Origin of the sequence: Streptococcus mitis (genome assembly GCF_016658865.1) — a bacterium.
GTDB lineage: Bacteria > Bacillota > Bacilli > Lactobacillales > Streptococcaceae > Streptococcus > Streptococcus mitis_BT.
In genome coordinates this window covers 1,312,810-1,335,961 of sequence record NZ_CP067992.1, presented here as the reverse complement: position 1 = coordinate 1,335,961, position 23,152 = coordinate 1,312,810, and the positions used below count along the sequence as shown (strand labels likewise).

Here is a 23,152-nt window from a genome sequence, read left to right as displayed (position 1 = left end):
ATGACACAAACATACGAATTAGCAAATGCCCCTTATTTTCGTCAACCAGAAAATGTCACAATCGTGACCATTAAGAAAGAACATGGCCAACGCTATAGCTACGAGCAAGCAGGCTTGTCTGGTGACCGTACGCATGAAAGTCAGGAAGTGCTTATCCAGGCAGTTCTTGATGTGGTTAAGGCTGAACTTGACCCAGCTAGTGCAATCGTTCAGACGCAAGCGAAATTGGAAGAAGCGACTCATGAACTTGCTGAAACTAAAGCGAAACAGACTGCGACAGATGAAGCAGTTAAGCACAATCAGGAAGAGACAGACCGTTATGGTAAGATTATCCATGCGGTCGTTTTAAATGCCGTAGCAGGTAAGACAATTGCTTATGGAACCAACTACAAGGAATTGGTTGAGTTGATTCCGCTTGCTGAAGTTGGTAAGCATTACATGGCACATGACTTGATTACTATCGAAGACCCTAATCATGTGGAAGTAAACGGCGAAGGTAAGCGTGTTTTGGTTCAGCTTAACCGTGAATTTACATACAACGGTGAACCAGTTAGCGATTTTGCTCGCAACGGTCGTCTTGAAATGGACGGAACAGGCGCAGCATGGAAGTTTGAGCCTAAAGAATAGAGGTGACTATGCCAGAATATGAACGTTTAATTTTGCAAATCTTCATATCTCTTATCCCTGTGATTGGTCTTTATTTTTCGATGAAAGACAGAGCGACAAAACAAGAGAATCGCATCACAATTATGGAAAAGGACATCGAGAACTTGCACGAATTTAAAACATCGGCCAATAAACGTCTGGATAACCACGACGAACAGAACAAGGCTATCTTGGTTCTGGCTGAGCAGGTTAAATCATTAGGTGAAGATGTTAGAGAGTTGAAAGCATTGATACAGAATAACAATTAAGAAAGGAGCGCAGAATGGCTTATGTTCTTAATTCAACCAATCTCGAACAAGTGGACGGTGGATTTCTAGTCAAGCAAGGCGATGTGGCTTCCACATTTGCCTTTTCTTTGCTTGATGAAAATCATGAGCCTATTCCACATCTTGAAGGACAAGAGTCATCTATTACGTTGACGAGAATGTTGACGAAGAGTCAGGAGCAATTACGCAAAACGGCAGTCGTGACAAATGGTGCAGTTTCTTTTAATTTGGGCATGATTTTACCTGCTGGCTTATATCGAATCGAGGTAGCTGTGGGTGGATATACATTCCCAAGCGACGACTCGACTCAAATTCAAATCACAAAATCAGATAAGAATCTGGTCACAGAAGAAATCCATGCTCTTAAAGAGTTGGATATTGCTGAAGAAGTTAAGAATCAACTTGCAGGTAGGTCTGTAGGTAGCGATGGCACAGTGGGTCAGGAATTTCCTGACCTACTCTTTTATTACAACTTAGGAAAGGTGTAGGAATATGGACACAACGAAATTAACGGCATTTGCGCAAGCAGTTGGGGTTGACATCAAGGAATTGAAACAACTGCTTAATGGTAAAGTTGACAATGCGACAGTCACACAACTGATTGAACAGGCTAAAACGGCAGTCAAAAACGAGATTTTAGGTGACGGTGTTCCTGAAAATCTCGACACCTTGAAAGAGATTGCTACAATGATCGCAGGCATGAGCGGTGATACTGAAGGCGCAGTTGTGCAAAAACTAGCTGACCTCGGCCGTCGTATTGACGAGTTTGCCAATCTCGACCTGGTCGCAACTTATAACGCTGCGAAAGCGTGATTGCTATGAGCAATTTAGAGGAATTTGCTAAAGCGGTTGGCCGTGATGTGAAGGTGCTGAACCAAAAGCCTGAACCAATGCTGACCTTGACAGGAAATACACTCGGAATTATCGGGGGTAATAATGTCACTCTGCCACTACCGGAGAACGTAGGCCATGAAATCCGTGGTACAGGTTCGCCAGAAGGGCGTATAACAGCCGAAATAGGGACGACCTATGTCGATGTCAACGTGACAAATGGCGCTCTGAAATGGATAAAAGAAAAAGGGAGTGACAACACAGGCTGGCGTGTCTTAATTGGTGATACAGGTTGGAGGACCCTGAACTCAGTTTCTAAATTGGTAGCAAATGGTAAAACATCGTTCATTAAGATACGAAGAGTTAACAATTTAGTTACCTTTCAATTCGGAGGTCTTCAGTGGGGCTGGTTTGGGATTGTTCGCAGAAATGGACCTGGATTTGTAAGACACAATAGTAGTGGAGACAAAGGGGCCAAAGTTACTTATCCTAACGGAATTCCAGAAGGTTTTAGAAGCGAGAATTCGCTTGTAGGGCCAACTTATGACGATAAGGGTAGACCTTATGGAATTTGGTATTTAGGTGGTAAATCTGACTTAAATTTCATCCAATTCACTTTTAACGAGAACATTCCGACCGACCGAGACATCGGAGATATCCGTGTAAGTGCCATCTCATACTTGACAGACGACCCTTGGCCAACAAAATTGCCATAATAGAAAGGAAAATAACAATGTCACAATTTAATGAAATCATTATCGCTTTTGCTACAGGCTTTTTAGCAGTAGCCACAGGCAGTATTGTAAAAGCAGTAAAAGAGTATCTTTTGCGCAAAGGTGGAGAAAAAGCGGTAAAAATCGCTGAAATCCTTGCTAAGAACGCAGTCAATGCCGTTGAGCAGGTAGCAGCTGAAACAGGCTACAAAGGTGATGAAAAGTTGGAGCAAGCTCGTGATAAAGTCCGAGCTGAGCTTACAAAATACAATATAAGCATGACTGATCGTGACCTCGATACATTTGTCGAGTCAGCAGTTAAGCAAATGAATGACGCTTGGAAAGGAGACGATGCCAATGTCTAAGAAACAAGATATGATTAACGACCTCATGGCTCACGCTGATGCAGGGACTGGGGTTGACTATGATAAAATGTACGGCTATCAATGTGCTGATGTGACGTGCTACGGAATCTACGAGTATTTCGGTACTCGTCTATGGGGTAACGCTATCGACTTACTACGGTCCGCAGAATCAGCAGGCTTGCAAGTGGTATATGGCGCTCAATATCCTAAGGCTGGCTGGTTCTTCGTTAAGAACTTTGTGGCAGGCGATGGAGTGAATTATGGCCATACTGGTCTTGTCTATGAGGACTCAGATGGCTCTACAATCAAGACTATTGAACAGAATATTGACGGTAACGCTGATTTCTTGGAAGTCGGTGGTCCTTGTCGCTATAACGAGCGCTCTGTTGATTCTATTGTGGGGTATATCGTTCCGCCTGAAGAAGATGAATCAGGTTGGAAGCATGATGACACTGGCTGGTGGTGGCGTCGCAAAGACGGTTCATATCCAACATCTAAATTTGAAGCAGTAGATGGAAACTGGTTCTATTTCAATGACAACGGCTATATGTATGAGAGTCAATGGCTACTTCATACAGATGGTAAGTGGTACTGGCTCGACAAAGATGGCTACATGGCCAATAGCGGTTGGAAGAAGATCAATGGCAAATGGTACTATTTCAATGCAGACGGTGCCATGCAGACTGGCTGGGTTAAATACTACGAGAAGTGGTATTACCTCGACTCAGAGAATGGCGATATGGTATCGAATACTTTCGTGCCATACAACGGTGGCTATTACCTCATGCTTGAAGATGGACGATTGGCTGACAAGGAAGCGTTCGCTATTGAGCCAGACGGCTTAATTACCACTAAATAATCTTAAAATAAATAGAAAGGAAACTTTCTAAAATGTTCTTTCACCGCAGGCTCAGGCTTGCGGTTTTTTTGTTTGCTCTGAAAAAGGTTGGATTTAAAATCCATGCAATGTAAATCGAATAAACGCATTTCAAATGTGTAAAATCATCTGCTTGGGGGAGTAGCGGTTTTATCAAAAATAAAAACAGTGAGCGATTGCGTTTTTTGTTAAAGAGTTATAAAAGGAGTTATAAAATTAAATATAGTTTGATTTAATAATGCACCAGAGACTCCCACCGGCTCCATTGATAATTTACATTGTTTTGTAAATCTTTCTAAAACGTTGTTTTTACAACGTTTTTTATTTTATTCTTTGGTATTCTTTTGCAAAAAAAGAATACAACATTTTGTTGTATCCTAAATATTAAATCAAGTCCTGAATTTTCTTAAGTTTTTATCATATTTTCTGTTATAATTAAGGTGCCTTAAGAAAAATAATGAAAAAACTAAATGTTTTTCATATAGTTTTCATTGTTTTAATAGTTTAAAGTCAATCTTATTTTTCTCTAATAGAAAATAATGAAAAAGTAGGTTTAGAAAGAGGTAAGTATCTATGTCTTCTCATAAAAAAGTGTCACTCTCTGAGATTAATCAATCTATCGATACTCCAAATAACAATCATTTCTGGCAAAATTTAAATGCCTTTTTAGGTCCGGGTGCTCTTGTCGCAGTTGGTTATATGGATCCAGGAAACTGGATTACCAGTGTAGTCGGTGGTGCTTCCTATAAGTATAGTCTCTTGTTTGTTATCTTGATTTCATCTCTCATTGCCATGCAACTTCAGCAGATGGCAGGAAAGCTTGGTATTGTAACCCAGATGGACCTGGCTCAAGCAACGGCTCATCATTCACCTAAATGGCTTCGTTATAGTCTATGGGTGATTTTAGAATTAGCCTTGATGGCGACAGATCTGGCAGAAGTTCTAGGTTCAGCGATTGCTCTCAATCTTCTCTTTAAGATTCCGATTATGATAGCAATTCTCTTGACCGTGTTGGATGTTTTTCTCTTATTGCTTCTGATGAAATTTGGCTTTAAGAAGATTGAAGCTATTGTGACAACACTGATTTTAACCATTCTAGCAATTTTTACCTATCTGGTAGCTTTGTCACATCCAAGCTTCCAAGGAATCGTTGAGGGTTATCTACCGAATGCAACCTTATTTGAAAGTCCCTTGCCAGGGCATGAAAGTCAATTAACCTTGGCACTAGGGATCGTGGGAGCAACGGTTATGCCCCATAACCTCTATTTGCATTCTTCCTTGTCTCAAACTCGGAAAATCAATCACAAGGACAAGAATGATGTTCGAAAAGCCGTGCGCTTTATGACCTGGGATTCAAATCTCCAATTATCCTTGGCCTTTGTGGTTAACTCCCTTCTATTAATTCTCGGGGCGGCTCTCTTTTTCGGCCATGCATCTGAGATTTCTGCCTTCTCTCAAATGTATAATGCCTTGCAGGATTCTACTATTGCAGGAGCTATAGCTAGCTCGACCTTATCAACCTTGTTTGCCTTGGCTTTATTAGCCAGTGGTCAAAATTCGACAATTACGGGTACCTTGACTGGACAAATCGTTATGGAAGGTTTCTTGCATATGAGATTACCTCAATGGTTCATTCGTTTGGCAACTCGTCTCTTTGCCTTGTTGCCTGTCATGATTGTAGCGGTTCTGTTTGGTCATCAGGAAAAAACATTAGATCAGTTATTGGTTTATTCACAAGTCTTTCTTTCGATTGCTCTTCCATTTTCAATCTTCCCACTGATTTATCTAACTTCTAAGAAATCACTGATGGGAGAATTTACCAATGCCAAATGGAATACCATCCTTGGCTATATCGTTTCCATTATCTTAACAATTCTCAATGTGAAATTGTTATTTGATATTTTCTAAGAAATTCACCCGAGTTATAAAACAAGCATATAAGAAAAAAGATACCCAAGATTTCTGTACTGCACCCCAAAAGTTAGACAGTAAAAATCTAACTTTTGGGGTGTTTTATTATGAAATTGAGTTATGATGATAAAGTTCAGATCTATGAACTTAGAAAACAAGGATATAGCTTAGAGAAGCTTTCAAATAAATTTGGGATAAACAATTCTAATCTTAGGTACATGATTAAATTGATTGATCGTTACGGAATAGAGTTCGTCAAAAAAGGAAAGAATTGTTACTATTCTCCTGAACTAAAACAAGAGATCATTGATAAAGTTCTTCTTGAGGGGCATTCACAAATTAGGGCGTCTCTGGATTATGCTCTTCTAAGTAGTGGATTACTTTCGAATTGGCTGGCACAATATAAGAAAAACGGGTATACTATTGTTGAGAAAACAAGAGGGAGACCACCTAAAATGGGACGTAAGCCAAAGAAGAGATTTGAAGATATGACAGAATTAGAACGTCTTCAAGCAGAGAATGAGTACTTGAGAGCGGAGAATGCCATTCTAAAAAAGTTGAGAGAACTCCGATTGAGGGACGAAAAGGAGCAAGAAGAAAAACGGAAATTGTTCAAGGACTGGTAACAGAGTTTTCTTTAGATATCCTTCTAAAGATTATTAAGCTTGCCCGTTCAACTTATTATTACCACTTAAAACAGCTGGATCAAAGCGATAAAGATTATGATATTAAAGCTGAAATTCAGTCAATTTATACTGAGCATAAAGGAAATTACGGCTATCGTCGCATGACTCTAGAATTACGAAATCGTGGCTTCGTAGTGAACCATAAGAAGGTGCAGCGTCTGATGAAAGTACTTGGTTTAACGGCTCGAATTCGCCGTAAAAGGAAGTATTCTTCATACCAAGGAGAGGTTGGCAAGAAAGCAGATAATCTTATTCAACGTCAATTTGAAGCAACCAAACCAATGGAAAAGTGTTATACGGATGTGACAGAATTTGCCATTCCAGCAAGCAGCCAAAAGCTTTATTTATCACCAGTTTTAGATGGCTTTAACAGCGAAATTATCTCCTACAATCTTTCTACTTCGCCGAACTTAGTACAAATGAAAGCTATGCTAGAACAAGCCTTTACAGAGAACCATTACGAGAATACAATTCTCCATAGTGACCAAGGATGGCAATACCAACACGATTTCTATCATCATTTTTTAAAGAATAAGGGAATCCAACCATCTATGTCACGTAAGGGAAATAGCCCAGATAACGGTATGATGGAATCTTTCTTTGGCATTCTTAAGTCTGAAATGTTTTATGGTTATGAGAATACGTTTCAGTCACTTGAACACTTGGAACAAGCTATTGTAGACTATATTGATTACTACAACAACAAACGAATTAAGGTAAAACTAAAAGGACTTAGCCCTGTACAATATAGAACTAAATCCTTTGCTTAAATTAATTGTCTAACTTTTTGGGGTCAGTACATTCTTGGGTATCTTTTTTAAAATAAACGGAAGACATGGGATTCGAACCCACGCACGCTGTTACACGCCTACCGCGTTTCCAACACGGCCTCTTAAGCCTCTTGAGTAATCTTCCAATACTTACTCAAATAGTCTACCATAAAGGCTCTCATCTTGCAATAAAAATTCTAGAAATAAGAAAAATGATAGATTATGAAAGAAAATGATAAAAAATGCTTGACTTTGAAAGAAAGTATGATAGAATGAATAGTGTAAACGATAACAGGAGGTGATTCAGTGTTAAAAACAGAGCGGAAGCAACTGATTCTAGAGGAGTTAAATCAACATCATGTAGTTTCTCTAGAGAAATTAGTTAGTTTGCTAGAAACGTCAGAATCAACGGTTCGAAGAGACCTGGATGAGTTGGAAGCAGAAAATAAGCTTCGCCGTGTACATGGTGGAGCAGAATTACCCCACTCCTTGCAGGAAGAAGAAACCATTCAAGAAAAATCTGTCAAAAACCTTCAAGAGAAGAAGTTGTTGGCTCAGAAAGCAGCCTCTCTCATCAAGGAACAAGATGTCATCTTTATCGATGCTGGAACAACAACTGCCTTTTTGATTCATGAATTGGTCAATAAGAATGTTACAGTCGTGACCAACTCGATACACCATGCTGCTCAGTTGGTTGAAAAGCAGATTCCAACTGTCATGGTTGGAGGAAGTGTCAAGATGGCGACAGATGCGAGCATCGGGGGCGTTGCTCTTAACCAGATTAACCAATTGCACTTTGACCGTGCCTTTATCGGGATGAATGGTGTGGACGATGGTTATTATACGACTCCTGATATGGAGGAGGGAGCTGTGAAGAGAGCTATTTTGGAGAATGCCAAACAGACCTATGTCTTGGTGGATTCGTCTAAGATTGGACAAACTTGCTTTGCCAAGGTAGCACCACTCAAACGCGCTATCGTTATCACAAGTCAAGGGCATGAGCTCTTGCAGGCTATTAAGGAGAAAACGGAGGTAATAGAAGTATGATTTATACAGTCACACTCAATCCATCCATTGACTATATCGTTCGTTTGGACCAAGTCCAAGTCGGTAGTGTCAATCGAATGGATAGTGATGATAAGTTTGCTGGTGGGAAAGGAATCAATGTCAGTCGTGTTTTGAAACGTTTGGGTATTCAAAATACAGCGACTGGATTTATCGGAGGCTTTACTGGTAAATTTATCACAGATACTTTAGCAGAGGAAGAAATCGAGACACGTTTTGTCCAAGTAGCAGAAGATACTCGTATCAATGTTAAAATCAAAGCAGACCAAGAGACAGAAATCAATGGGACTGGTCCAACTGTTGAGCCGGATCAGCTAGAAGAATTGAAAGCTATTTTATTTAGTCTGACAGCAGAAGATATAGTTGTCTTTGCAGGTTCAAGTACTAAAAATCTAGGCAATGCCATCTACAAGGATCTAATTGCCTTGACACGCCAGACTGGTGCGCAAGTCGTTTGTGACTTTGAAGGACAGACCTTGATTGATAGTTTGGACTATCAACCACTTTTGGTCAAACCAAATAATCACGAGCTTGGAGCTATCTTTGGAGTGAAACTCGAAAGTTTGGATCAAATCGAGAAATACGCTCGTGAGTTATTGGCTAAAGGTGCTCAAAACGTCATTATCTCTATGGCTGGTGACGGTGCCCTTCTTGTCACATCTGAGGGAGCTTACTTCGCAAAACCTATCAAGGGAACAGTCAAAAATTCAGTTGGTGCTGGTGATTCTATGGTTGCCGGATTCACAGGTGAATTTGTCAAATCAAAAGACGCAGTAGAAGCCTTCAAATGGGGAGTTGCTTGTGGAACGGCAACTACCTTCTCGGATGACTTGGCAACAGCAGAATTTATTAAAGAAACATATGAAAAAGTTGAGGTAGAAAAACGATGAAAATTCAAGACCTATTGAGAAAAGATGTTATGTTGCTGGATTTGCAAGCAACTGAAAAAACAGCTGTCATCGACGAGATGATTAAAAGTTTGACAGACCACGGTTATGTGACAGATTTTGAAACCTTTAAAGAAGGAATTTTGGCGCGTGAAGCTCTCACTTCTACAGGTTTGGGTGATGGTATCGCAATGCCTCACAGCAAAAATGCTGCTGTCAAAGAAGCGACAGTTCTCTTTGCCAAGTCAAACAAGGGTGTTGACTACGAGAGCTTGGATGGACAATCAACTGACCTCTTCTTTATGATTGCAGCTCCAGAAGGTGCCAATGATACTCACTTGGCAGCCTTGGCAGAATTGTCTCAATACTTGATGAAAGACGGTTTTGCTGACAAACTTCGCCAAGTAACATCAGCTGACCAAGTTATCGAACTTTTTGACAAAGCTTCCGAAAAAACTGAAGAGCCTGTTCAAGCACCTACTAATGACTCTGATGAGTTTATCGTTGCTGTTACAGCTTGTACAACAGGTATTGCTCACACTTACATGGCTCAAGAAGCCCTTCAAAAAGTGGCTGCTGAAATGGGTGTTGGAATCAAGGTTGAAACCAACGGTGCTAGCGGTGTTGGAAACCAACTAACTGCTGAGGACATCCGCAAGGCTAAAGCTGTTATCATCGCTGCAGACAAGGCGGTTGAGATGGATCGTTTCGATGGCAAACCATTGATCAATCGTCCAGTTGCTGACGGTATCCGTAAAACAGAAGAATTGATTAACTTGGCTCTTTCAGGAGATGCTGAAGTCTACCGTGCTGCTAATGGAGCAAAAGCTTCGACAGCAAGCAACGAAAAACAAAGCCTTGGTGGTGCCTTCTACAAACACTTGATGAGTGGTGTATCTCAAATGTTGCCATTCGTTATAGGTGGTGGTATCATGATTGCCCTTGCCTTCTTGATTGACGGTGCTTTGGGTGTTCCAAATGAAAATCTTGGTAATCTTGGTTCCTACCATGAGCTAGCTTCTATGTTTATGAAAATTGGTGGAGCTGCCTTTGGTTTGATGCTCCCAGTCTTTGCAGGTTATGTTGCCTACTCTATCGCTGAAAAACCAGGTTTGGTAGCAGGTTTCGTGGCTGGTGCTATTGCCAAAGAAGGTTTTGCCTTTGGTAAAATTCCTTATGCCGCAGGTGGTGAAGCAACTTCAACTCTTGCAGGTGTCTCATCTGGTTTCCTAGGTGCCCTTGTTGGTGGATTTATCGCAGGTGCTTTGGTTCTTGCTATCAAGAAATACGTTAAAGTTCCTCGTTCACTCGAAGGTGCTAAATCAATTCTTCTCTTGCCACTTCTTGGAACAATCTTGACTGGATTTGTCATGCTAGCTGTGAATATCCCAATGGCAGCAATCAATACTGCTATGAATGACTTCCTAGGCGGTCTTGGAGGAGGTTCAGCTGTCCTTCTTGGTATCGTCCTTGGTGGAATGATGGCTGTTGACATGGGGGGACCAGTCAACAAAGCGGCTTATGTCTTTGGTACAGGTACGCTTGCAGCAACTGTTTCTTCAGGTGGTTCTGTGGCTATGGCAGCAGTTATGGCTGGAGGAATGGTACCACCACTTGCAATCTTTGTCGCAACTCTTCTCTTTAAAGACAAATTTACTAAAGAAGAACGCAACTCTGGTTTGACAAATATTATCATGGGCTTGTCATTTATCACTGAGGGAGCAATTCCATTTGGTGCCGCTGACCCAGCTCGTGCGATCCCAAGCTTCATCCTTGGTTCAGCAGTAGCAGGTGGCCTCGTTGGTCTTACTGGTATCAAACTCATGGCGCCACACGGAGGAATCTTCGTTATCGCCCTTACTTCAAATGCTCTCCTTTACCTCGTTTCTGTCTTGGTAGGAGCAATTGTAAGTGGTGTGGTCTATGGTTACCTACGCAAACCACAAGCATAAAAATTAGATAGAAAATAAAAAGATTGGACCGTTTGGTGCAGTCTTTTTCTCTTTCCGAAATGCCTGTGAAATATGGTATAATAGAAGAATGGCAAACAAGAATACAAGTAAAACAAGACGGAGACCGTCTAAAGCAGAACTCGAAAGAAAAGAAGCGATTCAACGAATGTTGATTTCGTTAGGAATCGCCCTTTTATTGATTTTCGCAGCCTTCAAATTAGGGGCTGCAGGTATAACCCTTTACAATTTAATTCGCTTGCTAGTGGGTAGCCTAGCTTATCTGGCAATATTTGGTATCCTGCTCTACCTCTTCTTTTTCAAGTGGATACGAAAACAGGAAGGGCTCCTATCTGGCTTTTTCACCATATTTGCAGGTTTGCTCTTGATTTTTGAGGCCTACTTAGTTTGGAAATATGGTTTGGACAAGTCCGTTCTAAAAGGAACCATGGCTCAGGTTGTGACGGATTTGACTGGTTTTCGAACGACCAGTTTTGCTGGAGGTGGCTTGATTGGTGTTGGACTCTATGTGCCAACAGCCTTTCTCTTCTCAAATATCGGTACTTACTTTATTGGTTCTATCTTGATTTTAGTGGGTGCTCTCCTAGTCAGTCCTTGGTCTGTTTACGATATTGCTGAATTTTTCAGTAGAGGCTTTGCCAAATGGCGAGAAGGGCATGAGCGTCGAAAAGAGGAACGCTTTGTCAAACAAGAAGAAAAAGCTCGTCAAAAGGCTGAGGAAGAGGCTAGATTAGAAAAAGAAGAGGCTGAAAAAGCCTTACTCGATATGCCTCCTGTTGATATGGAAACGGGTGAAATTCTTACAGAAGATGTTGTGCTTGACGTTCCACCTGTTCCAGAAGAAGAGTGGGTAGAACCAGAGATCATCTTGCCTCAAGCTGAACTTGAATTCACTGAACAGGGAGATGGCTCTGATGACGAAGATGTTCAGGTCGATTTTTCAGCAAAGGAAGCCCTTGAATACAAACTTCCAAGCTTACAACTCTTTGCCCCAGATAAACCAAAAGACCAGTCGAAAGAGAAGAAAATCGTTCGTGAAAACATCAAAATCCTAGAAGAAACTTTTGCTAGTTTTGGTATTAAGGTAACGGTTGAACGGGCTGAAATTGGGCCGTCAGTGACCAAGTATGAAGTCAAGCCAGCAGTCGGTGTACGGGTTAACCGCATTTCCAATCTAGCAGATGACCTCGCTCTAGCCTTGGCAGCCAAGGATGTCCGGATTGAGGCTCCAATACCTGGTAAATCCTTAGTCGGGATTGAGGTTCCTAACTCTGAGATTGCGACGGTATCCTTCCGCGAACTATGGGAACAATCTCAAACGAAAGCAGAAAATCTCTTAGAAATTCCTCTAGGAAAGGCAGTTAATGGCACCGCAAGAGCTTTTGACCTTTCCAAGATGCCCCACTTGCTAGTTGCAGGTTCAACGGGTTCAGGGAAGTCAGTAGCTGTTAACGGCATTATCGCTAGCATCCTCATGAAGGCGAGACCTGACCAAGTTAAATTTATGATGGTCGATCCTAAGATGGTTGAGTTGTCTGTTTACAATGATATTCCCCACCTCTTGATTCCAGTCGTGACCAATCCACGTAAGGCCAGCAAGGCTTTGCAAAAGGTCGTGGATGAAATGGAAAATCGTTATGAACTCTTTGCCAAGGTGGGAGTTCGGAATATTGCAGGTTTTAATGCCAAGGTAGAAGAGTTTAATGCTCAGTCTGAGTACAAGCAGGTTCCGCTACCACTCATTGTTGTAATTGTGGATGAGTTGGCTGACCTTATGATGGTAGCCAGCAAGGAAGTGGAAGATGCTATCATTCGTCTCGGACAGAAGGCGCGTGCTGCAGGTATCCACATGATTCTTGCAACCCAGCGTCCATCCGTTGACGTCATTTCTGGTCTGATCAAGGCCAATGTCCCATCTCGTGTCGCTTTCGCAGTTTCATCAGGAACAGACTCCCGTACTATTTTAGATGAAAATGGAGCTGAGAAACTGCTTGGACGTGGAGATATGCTCTTTAAACCAATTGATGAAAATCATCCAGTTCGTCTCCAAGGCTCCTTTATCTCGGATGATGATGTCGAACGTATCGTAAACTTCATTAAGGCTCAGGCTGATGCGGACTACGATGAGAGTTTTGATCCAGGTGAGGTTTCTGAAAATGACGGAGAATTTTCAGATGGTGAATCTGGTGGTGATCCGCTCTTTGAAGAAGCCAAGGCTTTGGTAATCGAAACCCAGAAAGCCAGCGCATCTATGATTCAGCGTCGTTTGTCAGTTGGATTTAACCGTGCGACCCGTCTCATGGAAGAGCTTGAGATGGCAGGTGTCATTGGTCCAGCTGAAGGTACCAAACCAAGAAAAGTTTTACAACAATAAAAAAATAGCTTCTTTCCAAGTTTGGAAGGAGGCTATTTTAGTGATTATTGATTAGTTTTATTTTCCGAAGTTGGGGTATTGGACTGTTTTTCATTTTCAGTAGCAGGTTTACTTGGAGTAGGAGTAGAAGAATCCTGAGTTGCTGCTTTCTGCTCTTCTTTTTTCTCTTCCTTGACGCTAGATTTTGGTGTTTCCTCTTGCTGTGTTTTTTCTTGGATAGTGTTAGTTTCCTTATTGGGACTAGTGTTTTCCTGAGGGGATTCCTTTTGAATTTCTTTGACAATTGTTGTCGTCTGGCTTGTCGTAGGTTCTTTTTTAGTATTTTTGTTATTATCCAAGGCGTTCATAATCGTGATACTAGCAGTAATCAAGCCGAGGATACTACCGATAGTAGCAACGGTTTTTTGAAAGACTGTAAAGCCTTTTTTGATGTGTTCTGTTTTTGGTTTTGAAGTTCTACGATAATTAGACATACATTCTCTCCTTTGATTAAAATTTATTATACCGCATTTCTTTAAAAAAATCTTAAAAAAAGAGGAATTGCCCTTTCTTGTCGCAAGCTCCGTTTCATGATACAATAGAAGGAGTGATTTTAGAAAGCGTGAGAAAACATGATTTACTTTGATAATTCGGCGACGACCAAGCCCTATCCTGAAGCCCTTGAAACTTATATGCAGGTCGCTTCAAAAATTTTAGGAAATCCATCTAGTCTCCATCGTTTGGGAGACCAGGCAACACGAATCTTAGATGCTTCTCGCCAACAGATTGCAGATTTAATCGGTAAGAAAAGCGATGAAATCTTCTTTACTTCTGGTGGGACAGAAGGAGATAACTGGGTCATCAAGGGTGTGACCTTTGAAAAGGCTCAGTTTGGAAAACACATCATTGTATCAGCCATTGAACATCCGGCAGTCAAAGAGTCAGCCCTCTGGTTGAAAAGTCAAGGATTTGAAGTAGATTTTGCTCCAGTTGATAACAAAGGATTTGTAGATGTTGAAGCGTTATCAGATTTGATAAGACCTGATACGACCCTCGTTTCCGTCATGGCTGTGAACAATGAAATCGGTTCGATTCAACCTATTCAAGCTATTTCAGTACTGTTAGCAGACAAGCCGACTATTTCCTTCCACGTTGATGCGGTTCAGGCGCTTGCCAAGATTCCGACTGAAAAATATTTGACTGATCGAGTGGATTTCGCGACCTTCTCTAGTCACAAGTTCCACGGAGTTCGTGGTGTTGGTTTTGTCTATATCAAGTCTGGCAAGAAGATTACGCCTCTGTTGACTGGTGGTGGTCAGGAACGTGATTACCGTTCGACAACTGAAAATGTGGCAGGAATTGCAGCGACTGCCAAGGCTCTCCGCTTGTCTATGGAAAAGCTAGATATCTTTAGGAGCAAGATTGGGCAGATGAAGTCAGTAATTCGTCAAGCCCTTCTGGACTATCCAGATATTTTTGTCTTTTCGGATGAGGAAGACTTCGCACCTCATATCCTGACTTTTGGAATCAAGGGTGTTCGCGGTGAAGTCATTGTTCATGCCTTTGAAGACTATGATATTTTCATCTCAACGACCTCTGCTTGTTCATCCAAGGCAGGGAAACCTGCAGGTACCTTGATTGCCATGGGAGTGGATAAAGATAAGGCCCAGTCAGCTGTGCGTCTTAGCCTAGACCTTGAAAATGATATGAGTCAGGTCGAGCAGTTTTTGACCAAGTTAAAATTGATTTACAATCAAACTAGAAAAGTAAGATAGGAGCATTCATGCAGTATTCAGAAATTATGATTCGCTACGGAGAGTTGTCAACCAAGGGTAAAAACCGTATGCGTTTCATCAATAAACTTCGCAATAATATTTCAGACGTTTTGTCTATCTATCCCCAAGTTAAGGTAACAGCAGATCGCGACCGTGCCCACGCTTACCTCAATGGAGCAGATTACACAGCAGTAGCAGAATCGCTCAAACAAGTTTTTGGAATTCAAAACTTTTCCCCTGTTTATAAGGTTGAAAAATCTGTAGAAGTTCTGAAGTCTGCTGTCCAAGAGATTATGCAGGACATCTACAAGGATGGCATGACCTTTAAAATTTCTAGCAAGCGTAGCGACCACAACTTTGAGTTGGATAGTCGTGAACTCAATCAAACACTTGGAGGAGCTGTATTCGAAGCCATTCCAAACGTACAAGCTCAAATGAAAAGTCCTGATATCAATCTCCAAGTGGAAATCCGTGAAGAAGCAGCCTATCTTTCTTATGAAACTATTCGTGGGGCTGGTGGTTTGCCAGTTGGAACTTCAGGTAAAGGCATGCTCATGCTGTCAGGAGGAATTGATTCCCCTGTAGCAGGTTATCTTGCTTTGAAACGTGGAGTGGATATTGAGGCTGTTCATTTTGCTAGCCCACCTTACACGAGTCCTGGTGCACTAAAAAAAGCCCAAGATTTGACCCGTAAATTAACCAAGTTTGGGGGAAATATCCAGTTTATCGAAGTTCCTTTTACAGAGATTCAAGAAGAAATCAAGGCCAAAGCGCCAGAAGCTTATCTCATGACCTTGACGCGTCGTTTTATGATGCGGATTACGGACCGTATTCGTGAGGTACGAAATGGTTTGGTTATCATCAATGGGGAAAGTCTTGGTCAAGTAGCTAGCCAGACCTTGGAAAGCATGCAGGCTATTAACGCTGTGACCAACACTCCCATCATCCGTCCTGTTGTCACTATGGATAAGTTGGAAATCATTGATATTGCACAAGAAATCGATACCTTTGACATTTCAATCCAGCCATTTGAAGACTGTTGTACCATTTTTGCGCCAGATCGTCCAAAAACAAATCCTAAGATTAAGAATGCGGAGCAGTACGAAGCGCGTATGGATGTTGAAGGCTTAGTTGAGCGAGCAGTGGCTGGAATTATGATTACTGAGATTACACCTCAAGCCGAAAAAGATGAAGTCGATGACTTGATTGACAATCTGCTCTAATCAGAAAATCCAGAAGAATTTAGAAAAATAGATGAAAAAGTTAGTTTTTAATTCCAAAAGTGGAAGCAAAACTAACTTTTTTTCTATAATTGTGATATAATAAAATAAAATTTTGAATATAGAGAGTTTTCTGACAATGAATCTATCCTACTTTTATTTAAAAATGAAAGAACACAAACTCAAGGTTCCTTATACAGGTAAGGAACGCCGTGTACGTGTTCTTCTGCCTAAAGATTATGAGAAAGACACGGATCGTTCCTATCCTGTTGTTTACTTTCATGACGGGCAAAATGTTTTTTATAGCAAGGAGTCTTTCATTGGACATTCATGGAAGATTATCCCAGCTATTAAGCGTAATCCTGATATCAGTCGCATGATTGTCGTCGCCATTGACAATGATGGTATGGGGCGGATGAATGAGTATGCGGCTTGGAAGTTCCAAGAATCTCCTATCCCAGGACAGCAATTTGGCGGTAAGGGCGTGGAGTATGCCGAGTTTGTTATGGAGGTGGTCAAGCCATTTATCGATGAGACCTACCGTACTAAAGCTGACTGCCAGCATACGGCTATGATTGGGTCTTCACTAGGAGGCAATATTACCCAGTTTATCGGTTTGGAATACCAAGACCAAATTGGTTGCTTGGGCGTCTTTTCATCTGCCAACTGGCTCCATCAAGAAGCCTTTAATCGCTATATTGAACGCAAGAAACTATCGCCTGACCAGCGTATCTTTATCTATGTTGGAACTGAAGAAGCAGATGATACGGACAAGACCCTGATGGCTGGTAATATCAAACAAGCCTATATCGATTCGTCGCTTCGCTATTACCATGATTTGATAGCAGGGGGAGTTCATCTGGACAATCTTGTCTTGAAAGTTCAATCTGGTGCCATCCATAGTGAAATCCCTTGGTCGGAGAATTTACCAGACTGTCTGAGATTTTTTGCAGAGAAATGGTAAGTTAGAAAAGGAGAAAGTCAATGCATATTGAAAACCTTAGCCACTGGAGTGGCAATCTTAACCGTGAAATGTACCTTAATCGTTATGGACATGCAGGGATTCCAGTTGTGGTCTTTGCTTCATCAGGTGGTAGTCACAATGAATACTATGATTTTGGCATGATTGATGCTTGTGCTTCTTTTATCGAGGAAGGCCGTGTTCAGTTCTTTACCCTATCCAGTGTAGATAGTGAGAGCTGGTTGGCCACTTGGAAAAATGGTCATGACCAAGCAGAGATGCACCGTGCCTACGAGCGTTATGTGATTGAGGAGGCTATTCCTTTTATCAAGCACAAGACAGGTTGGTTTGATGGTATGATGGCGACAGGTTGCTCCATGGGCGCCTACCATGCAGTCAACTTTTTCCTCCAACATCCAGATGTCTTTACCAAGGTGATTGCTCTCAGTGGTGTTTACGACTCACGTTTCTTTGTCGGCGATTACTACAATGACGATGCTATTTACCAAAACTCGCCAGTAGATTATATCTGGAACCAGAACGACGGCTGGTTTATTGACCGTTATCGTCAGGCAGAGATTGTGCTGTGTACGGGTCTTGGTGCCTGGGAACAAGACGGTCTACCATCCTTTTACAAGCTCAAAGAAGCCTTTGACCAGAAACAAATTCCAGCCTGGTTTGCTGAATGGGGACACGATGTCGCCCACGATTGGGAATGGTGGCGTAAACAAATGCCTTATTTCCTTGGAAATCTCTATTTATAAAAGGAGTTATCTATGAATTACCTTGTTATTTCTCCCTACTATCCGCAAAATTTTCAACAGTTTACAATTGAGCTAGCTAATAAAGGCATCACAGTCTTGGGAATTGGCCAAGAACCTTACGAGCAATTGGATGAACCTTTACGTAATAGCCTGACCGAGTATTTCCGTGTTGACAATCTTGAAAATATAGATGAAGTCAAACGTGCAGTTGCTTTCCTTTTCTATAAATATGGCCCAATTGACCGCATTGAGTCTCATAATGAGTACTGGCTTGAGTTAGATGCAAGTCTTCGTGAGCAATTCAATGTCTTTGGTGCCAAACCAGAGGATCTCAAAAAGACAAAATTTAAGTCTGAAATGAAGAAGCTTTTCAAAAAAGCAGGTGTCCCTGTGGTACCTGGAGCTGTTATCAAGACGGAAGCAGATGTTGATCAAGCAGTGAAAGAAATCGGTCTTCCAATGATTGCCAAACCTGATAATGGAGTTGGAGCAGCCGCAACCTTTAAGCTCGAGACAGAAGATGATATCAATCACTTTAAGCAAGAATGGGACCATTCGACCGTTTATTTCTTTGAAAAATTTGTTACTTCTAGTGAAATCTGTACCTTTGACGGGCTCGTAGACAAGGATGGAAAGATTGTCTTTTCAACGACCTTCGACTACGCCTATACACCGCTTGATCTCATGATTTACAAGATGGACAATTCTTATTACGTCCTCAAGGATATGGATCCTAAATTACGTAAATATGGTGAGGCAATTGTCAAAGAATTTGGTATGAAAGAACGGTTCTTCCATATTGAGTTCTTCCGTGAAGGGGATGATTACATCGCCATTGAGTACAATAACCGTCCTGCAGGTGGTTTTACCATTGATGTTTATAACTTTGCTCATTCCTTGGATCTTTATCGTGGCTATGCTGCTATTGTCGCAGGAGAAGTGTTCCCAGTATTAGACTTTGAACCTCAGTATTGTTTGGCTACGTCTCGCCGTGCAAATGCTCATTATGTCTATTCTGAGGAGGACTTGCTTGCCAAATACAGCCATCAGTTCAAGGTTAAAAAAATCATGCCAGCGGCCTTTGCGGAACTTCAAGGAGATTACCTTTATATGCTGACAACTCCGAGTCGACAAGAAATGGAGCAGATGATTGCAGATTTCGGACAACGTCAAGAATAAGAACTCTCGGATTAAGGAAATGGATCCCCTTAATCCTTTTGTTTTAATAAGAGAAATAAAACCGCTTTCTCATACATTCTTTTAGAAAACCTGTTGCTAAAAGATATAAAAATTGATAGAATAAGGATTGTCTAAAAAATTTTAAGGAGAATCTATCAAATGGATTTCACATGGGCAATTAAATATGCCACTGAATTTTTGGCCACTGCTATTTTGATCATTCTTGGAAATGGTGCAGTTGCCAACGTTGAACTTAAAGGTACGAAAGGTCACCAAAGTGGCTGGATCGTTATCGCTGTTGGTTATGGTATGGGGGTTATGATCCCAGCCTTGATGTTTGGTAACGTATCTGGTAACCACATTAACCCAGCCTTCACTCTTGGACTTGCGATCAGCGGTCTCTTCCCTTGGGCACAAGTTGCGCCTTATATCATCGCACAAGTTTTGGGTGCTATCTTTGGTCAAGCCTTGGTTGTGGCAACACACCGCCCATACTACTTGAAAACTGAAAATCCAAACAACATCTTGGGTACTTTCTCAACCATTTCAAGTTTGGATAATGGTACAAAAGAAGCACGTTTCGCAGCAACTGTTAACGGTTTTGTAAACGAGTTTGTTGGTTCATTTGTTCTTTTCTTTGCAGCTCTTGGAATGACTAAAAACTTCTTTGGTGCTGAACTAGTATCAAAAGCACAAGCAGCTATCAATGCTCAAGTTGCTCAAGCAACTACTCAAGGTCAAACAATTCCTCAAGAGCAAGTAACAGCAGCACTTGACCAAGCTAAAGAACAAGTAGCACCATTTATGACATCTGGTCTTGGAATTGCTCACTTGGCACTTGGATTCCTTGTTATGGCCTTGGTAACATCACTTGGTGGCCCTACAGGACCTGCCTTGAACCCAGCCCGTGACTTGGGACCACGTCTCCTTCATGCTTTCCTTCCAAAATCAGTTCTTGGTGAGCACAAAGGTGATTCAAAATGGTGGTACTCTTGGGTACCAGTAGTAGCACCGATCGCAGCAGCAATTGCGGCAGTAGCTATCTTCAAATTCCTTTACCTATAAGAAATTGAAACCGGGGCAATCCTCGGTTTTTTAGATGAAATTTTTACGAAAAATCGGTAAATTTGAGCATAATATCTTGTAAAAAATTCTAAAATCCTTTAAAATAAAAGAGTTGGAGGAGTTTATGAATGTAAATCAGATTGTACGGATTATTCCTACTTTAAAAGTAAATAATAGAAAATTAAATGAAACATTTTATATAGAGACCCTTGGTATGAAGGCCTTGTTAGAAGAGTCAGCCTTTCTGTCACTAGGTGATCAAACAGGTCTAGAAAAGCTGGTTTTAGAAGAAGCTCCAAGTATGCGTACTCGTAAGGTGGAGGGAAGAAAAAAATTAGCTAGATTAATTGTCAAGGTGGAAAATCCCTTAGAAATTGAAGGAATCTTATCTAAAACAGATTCGATTCATCGCTTATATAAAGGTCAAAATGGCTACGCTTTTGAAATTTACTCTCCAGAAGATGATTTGGTTTTGATTCATGCGGAAGATGATAGAGAAAGTCTAGTAGAAGTAGGAGAAAAACCTGAATTTCAAACAGATTTGGAATCAATTTCTTTAAGTAAATTTGAGATTTCTATGGAATTACATCTCCCAACTGATATCGAAAGTTACTTGGAATCATCTGAAGTTGGGACATCACTTGGTTTTATCCCAGCTGAGGGGCAGGATTTGACTGTGGACAATTCGGTTACTTGGGACTTATCTATGCTCAAGTTCCTGGTCAGTGAACTAGATATAGCAAGTCTTCGCAAGAAATTTGAGTCTACCGAATATTTTATTCCTAAGTCTGAAAAATTCTTCCTTGGTAAAGATAGAAATAATGTTGAATTGTGGTTTGAAAAAGTATGAAGTTGACCAAGATTATTAAAAAAATAGAAGAACAAATCGAGGCAGGGATCTATCCCGGAGCCTCTTTTGCATATTTTAAGGACAATCAATGGACGGAGTTCTATTTAGGCCAGAGTGACCCAGAGCATGGCTTGCAGACAGAGGCAGGACTAGTTTACGACCTAGCCAGTGTCAGCAAGGTTGTTGGAGTTGGTACCGTTTTTACCTTCTTGTGGGAAAAAGGCAAATTAGATATTGATAGACCGGTAACAGATTTTTTAGCTGAAAGTGATTATCCAGACATCACTATTCGCCAGCTCTTGACTCACGCAACAGACCTTGATCCGTTTATTCCCAATCGTGATCTTTTAACAGATTCAGAATTAAAGGAAGCGATGTTTCATCTCAATAGACGAAATCAGCCAGCCTTTCTTTATTCGGATGTCCATTTTTTGCTGTTAGGTTTTATCTTGGAAAGAATCTTTAATCAAGACTTGGATGTGATTTTACAGGAGCAAGTCTGGGAACCTTGGGGAATGATGGAAACCCAGTTTGGGTCTGTTAAGCTTGCTGTTCCAACAGTTAGAGGTGTCGAGGCTGGCGTAGTACATGATCCCAAGGCTCGTCTCCTGGGCAGACATGCTGGTAGCGCTGGTTTATTTTCGACTGTAAAGGATTTACAAATCTTTTTAGAACACTATTTAGCAGATGATTTTGCAAGAGATTTGAGTCAAAATTTTTCTCCTTTGGATGACAAGGAACGTTCTTTGGCATGGAATTTGGAAGGAGATTGGCTAGACCATACGGGCTATACAGGTACCTTTATCATGTGGAATCGCCAGAAGCAAGAAGCGGCTATTTTCCTATCGAATCGTACCTATGAAAAGGATGAGAGGGCTCAATGGATTATAGACCGCAATCAAGTGATGGACTTGATTCGCAAAGAAGAGTAAGGAGAGACATGCCAAATATTTTAAAAGGGACTCTATTAACAGTTGTGGCTGGGATTGCTTGGGGCTTGTCAGGAACGAGTGGCCAATATCTGATGGCACACGGAATTTCGGCTCTGGTTTTAACTAACTTACGACTTTTAATCGCCGGTGGGATTCTCATGGTCTTGGCTTATGCTACTGCAAAGGATAAAATGCTGGCCTTTTTAAAGGATAGAAAGAGTTTGTTGTCTCTTCTTATTTTTGCTCTGATTGGCCTCTTCCTCAATCAATTTGCCTATCTAACTGCTATTCAGGAGACCAATGCAGGGACCGCGACGGTGCTTCAGTATGTTTGTCCTGTCGGGATTTTGATTTATAGCTGTATCAAGGATAAGGTGGCGCCGACGCTTGGAGAGATTGTTTCCATCATATTAGCCATTGGAGGGACCTTCCTGATCGCCACTCATGGGCAGTTGGACCAGTTATCTATGACACCTGCAGGTCTGTTCTGGGGTCTCTTTTCTGCTCTGACTTACGCACTTTATATCATTTTGCCCATAGCCTTGATTAAGAAATGGGGGAGTAGTTTGGTCATTGGTGTGGGAATGGTCATAGCAGGTTTGGTCGCCCTTCCTTTTACAGGAGTTCTACAGACTGCTATCCCAACTAGTCTTGATTTTCTCCTCGCTTTTGCGGGTATTATCCTTATCGGAACTGTCTTTGCCTATACAGCTTTCCTTAAAGGAACCAGTCTGATAGGACCGGTCAAGTCAAGTTTGTTGGCTTCAATTGAACCAATCTCGGCGGTTTTCTTTGCCTTCCTAATTATGAATGAACAATTTTATCCTATTGATTTTCTTGGTATGGCAATGATTTTAATTGCAGTCACTTTGATTTCGTTGAAAGATTTATTGTTAGAGAAATAAACAAAAAAATGAAAGTAGATGATAACCACTCTCAAAGAGGGGTTATTTTTACTAATAAAAGCTTTTGAATCTAAATGAATTAATGAAATTTTATAAAAGTTTAAGCCTTTTTTCTTAAAATATTTATATGAGTATAGAATA

At 41.2% G+C, this 23,152-nt stretch carries 23 protein-coding genes and 1 tRNA gene; 22 read left to right on the top strand and 2 right to left on the bottom strand.

All coding sequences use genetic code 11. The features are described from left to right. The 9 genes from JJN14_RS06630 (at position 1) to JJN14_RS06590 (ending at position 7,085) form a co-directional block, all read left to right on the top strand. Positions 1-627, top strand: coding sequence for a hypothetical protein (locus JJN14_RS06630; RefSeq protein WP_201058199.1), 627 nt, complete (start codon positions 1-3; stop codon positions 625-627). Between the two features lie 8 nt (positions 628-635). Then, positions 636-914: a DUF7365 family protein gene (locus JJN14_RS06625; RefSeq protein ID WP_201058198.1), complete on the top strand. Its 279-nt coding sequence runs from the start codon at positions 636-638 to the stop codon at positions 912-914. Positions 915-928: 14 nt separating this feature from the next. Beyond that, complete coding sequence (locus tag JJN14_RS06620) at positions 929-1,420, top strand: hypothetical protein (protein WP_201058197.1); 492 nt, start codon at positions 929-931, stop codon at positions 1,418-1,420. Between the two features lie 4 nt (positions 1,421-1,424). Beyond that, on the top strand, positions 1,425-1,745 hold the full coding sequence (locus JJN14_RS06615; RefSeq protein ID WP_201058196.1) for a hypothetical protein: 321 nt from the start codon (positions 1,425-1,427) through the stop codon (positions 1,743-1,745). A gap of 5 nt (positions 1,746-1,750) precedes the next feature. Continuing rightward, complete coding sequence (locus JJN14_RS06610) at positions 1,751-2,479, top strand: hypothetical protein (protein WP_201058195.1); 729 nt, start codon at positions 1,751-1,753, stop codon at positions 2,477-2,479. Between the two features lie 17 nt (positions 2,480-2,496). Next, the gene (locus JJN14_RS06605) at positions 2,497-2,841 is read left to right on the top strand and encodes a phage holin (RefSeq protein WP_201058194.1); all 345 of its coding nucleotides are present in this window, start codon (positions 2,497-2,499) and stop codon (positions 2,839-2,841) included. Next, positions 2,834-3,700 (top strand): CHAP domain-containing protein, encoded by an 867-nt coding sequence (locus tag JJN14_RS06600; protein ID WP_201058193.1) that lies wholly within the window; start codon positions 2,834-2,836, stop codon positions 3,698-3,700. Before JJN14_RS06605 ends, JJN14_RS06600 begins: the two co-directional genes overlap by 8 nt. A gap of 591 nt (positions 3,701-4,291) precedes the next feature. Next, on the top strand, positions 4,292-5,626 hold the full coding sequence (locus JJN14_RS06595) for an Nramp family divalent metal transporter (protein WP_000094601.1): 1,335 nt from the start codon (positions 4,292-4,294) through the stop codon (positions 5,624-5,626). Between the two features lie 110 nt (positions 5,627-5,736). After that, positions 5,737-7,085, top strand: a protein-coding gene (locus tag JJN14_RS06590; RefSeq protein ID WP_201058010.1) for an IS3 family transposase whose coding sequence is annotated in 2 segments (ribosomal slippage) — positions 5,737-6,187 and positions 6,187-7,085 — 1,350 coding nt in all. Because the reading frame shifts where the segments join, the coding sequence is not laid out codon by codon here. Between the two features lie 57 nt (positions 7,086-7,142). Here JJN14_RS06590 and JJN14_RS06585 read toward each other — a convergent pair. Further along, positions 7,143-7,230, bottom strand: a tRNA-Ser gene (locus JJN14_RS06585). 161 nt (positions 7,231-7,391) lie between these two features. On the opposite strand from JJN14_RS06585, the gene JJN14_RS06580 reads away from it, so the two are divergent. From JJN14_RS06580 to JJN14_RS06565, 4 genes are all read left to right on the top strand, one after another. Next, positions 7,392-8,132 (top strand): DeoR/GlpR family DNA-binding transcription regulator, encoded by a 741-nt coding sequence (locus JJN14_RS06580; RefSeq protein ID WP_000920654.1) that lies wholly within the window; start codon positions 7,392-7,394, stop codon positions 8,130-8,132. Further along, a complete protein-coding gene (pfkB, locus tag JJN14_RS06575) occupies positions 8,129-9,040 on the top strand; it encodes a 1-phosphofructokinase (RefSeq protein WP_201058192.1) in 912 nt (303 codons plus the stop codon). The genes JJN14_RS06580 and pfkB overlap by 4 nt, the downstream gene beginning before the upstream one ends. Beyond that, positions 9,037-10,989, top strand: a complete 1,953-nt coding sequence (locus JJN14_RS06570; protein WP_000701448.1) for a fructose-specific PTS transporter subunit EIIC — start codon at positions 9,037-9,039, stop codon at positions 10,987-10,989. The genes pfkB and JJN14_RS06570 overlap by 4 nt, the downstream gene beginning before the upstream one ends. A gap of 88 nt (positions 10,990-11,077) precedes the next feature. Continuing rightward, positions 11,078-13,381, top strand: coding sequence for a DNA translocase FtsK (locus JJN14_RS06565; RefSeq protein WP_080673740.1), 2,304 nt, complete (start codon positions 11,078-11,080; stop codon positions 13,379-13,381). 44 nt (positions 13,382-13,425) lie between these two features. Here the strand turns inward: JJN14_RS06565 and JJN14_RS06560 are convergent, their stop codons facing one another. Beyond that, positions 13,426-13,854 carry a DUF6556 family protein gene (locus tag JJN14_RS06560; protein ID WP_125443067.1) on the bottom strand — a complete coding sequence of 143 codons (429 nt, stop codon included), beginning with the start codon at positions 13,852-13,854 and terminating at the stop codon, positions 13,426-13,428. A gap of 138 nt (positions 13,855-13,992) precedes the next feature. On the opposite strand from JJN14_RS06560, the gene JJN14_RS06555 reads away from it, so the two are divergent. The 9 genes from JJN14_RS06555 to JJN14_RS06515 all read left to right on the top strand — a co-directional run bounded on the left by JJN14_RS06555 (position 13,993) and on the right by JJN14_RS06515 (position 23,011). After that, complete coding sequence (locus tag JJN14_RS06555) at positions 13,993-15,135, top strand: cysteine desulfurase family protein (RefSeq protein WP_201058191.1); 1,143 nt, start codon at positions 13,993-13,995, stop codon at positions 15,133-15,135. 8 nt (positions 15,136-15,143) lie between these two features. Continuing rightward, complete coding sequence (gene thiI / locus JJN14_RS06550; protein ID WP_033687158.1) at positions 15,144-16,358, top strand: tRNA uracil 4-sulfurtransferase ThiI; 1,215 nt, start codon at positions 15,144-15,146, stop codon at positions 16,356-16,358. Between the two features lie 136 nt (positions 16,359-16,494). Beyond that, positions 16,495-17,319 (top strand): alpha/beta hydrolase, encoded by an 825-nt coding sequence (locus JJN14_RS06545; protein ID WP_084951156.1) that lies wholly within the window; start codon positions 16,495-16,497, stop codon positions 17,317-17,319. Between the two features lie 20 nt (positions 17,320-17,339). Then, positions 17,340-18,080 (top strand): esterase family protein, encoded by a 741-nt coding sequence (locus JJN14_RS06540; protein ID WP_125443071.1) that lies wholly within the window; start codon positions 17,340-17,342, stop codon positions 18,078-18,080. Between the two features lie 12 nt (positions 18,081-18,092). Continuing rightward, the gene (locus JJN14_RS06535) at positions 18,093-19,259 is read left to right on the top strand and encodes an ATP-grasp domain-containing protein (protein ID WP_201058190.1); all 1,167 of its coding nucleotides are present in this window, start codon (positions 18,093-18,095) and stop codon (positions 19,257-19,259) included. 159 nt (positions 19,260-19,418) lie between these two features. After that, positions 19,419-20,324 carry an aquaglyceroporin Gla gene (gene gla, locus JJN14_RS06530; RefSeq protein ID WP_125386017.1) on the top strand — a complete coding sequence of 302 codons (906 nt, stop codon included), beginning with the start codon at positions 19,419-19,421 and terminating at the stop codon, positions 20,322-20,324. Positions 20,325-20,448: 124 nt separating this feature from the next. Beyond that, positions 20,449-21,174, top strand: coding sequence for a CppA N-terminal domain-containing protein (locus tag JJN14_RS06525; protein ID WP_201058189.1), 726 nt, complete (start codon positions 20,449-20,451; stop codon positions 21,172-21,174). Further along, positions 21,171-22,106, top strand: a complete 936-nt coding sequence (locus JJN14_RS06520; protein ID WP_201058188.1) for a serine hydrolase domain-containing protein — start codon at positions 21,171-21,173, stop codon at positions 22,104-22,106. Before JJN14_RS06525 ends, JJN14_RS06520 begins: the two co-directional genes overlap by 4 nt. A gap of 8 nt (positions 22,107-22,114) precedes the next feature. Then, the gene (locus tag JJN14_RS06515; RefSeq protein WP_201058187.1) at positions 22,115-23,011 is read left to right on the top strand and encodes a DMT family transporter; all 897 of its coding nucleotides are present in this window, start codon (positions 22,115-22,117) and stop codon (positions 23,009-23,011) included. Positions 23,012-23,152: the final 141 nt, after the last annotated feature.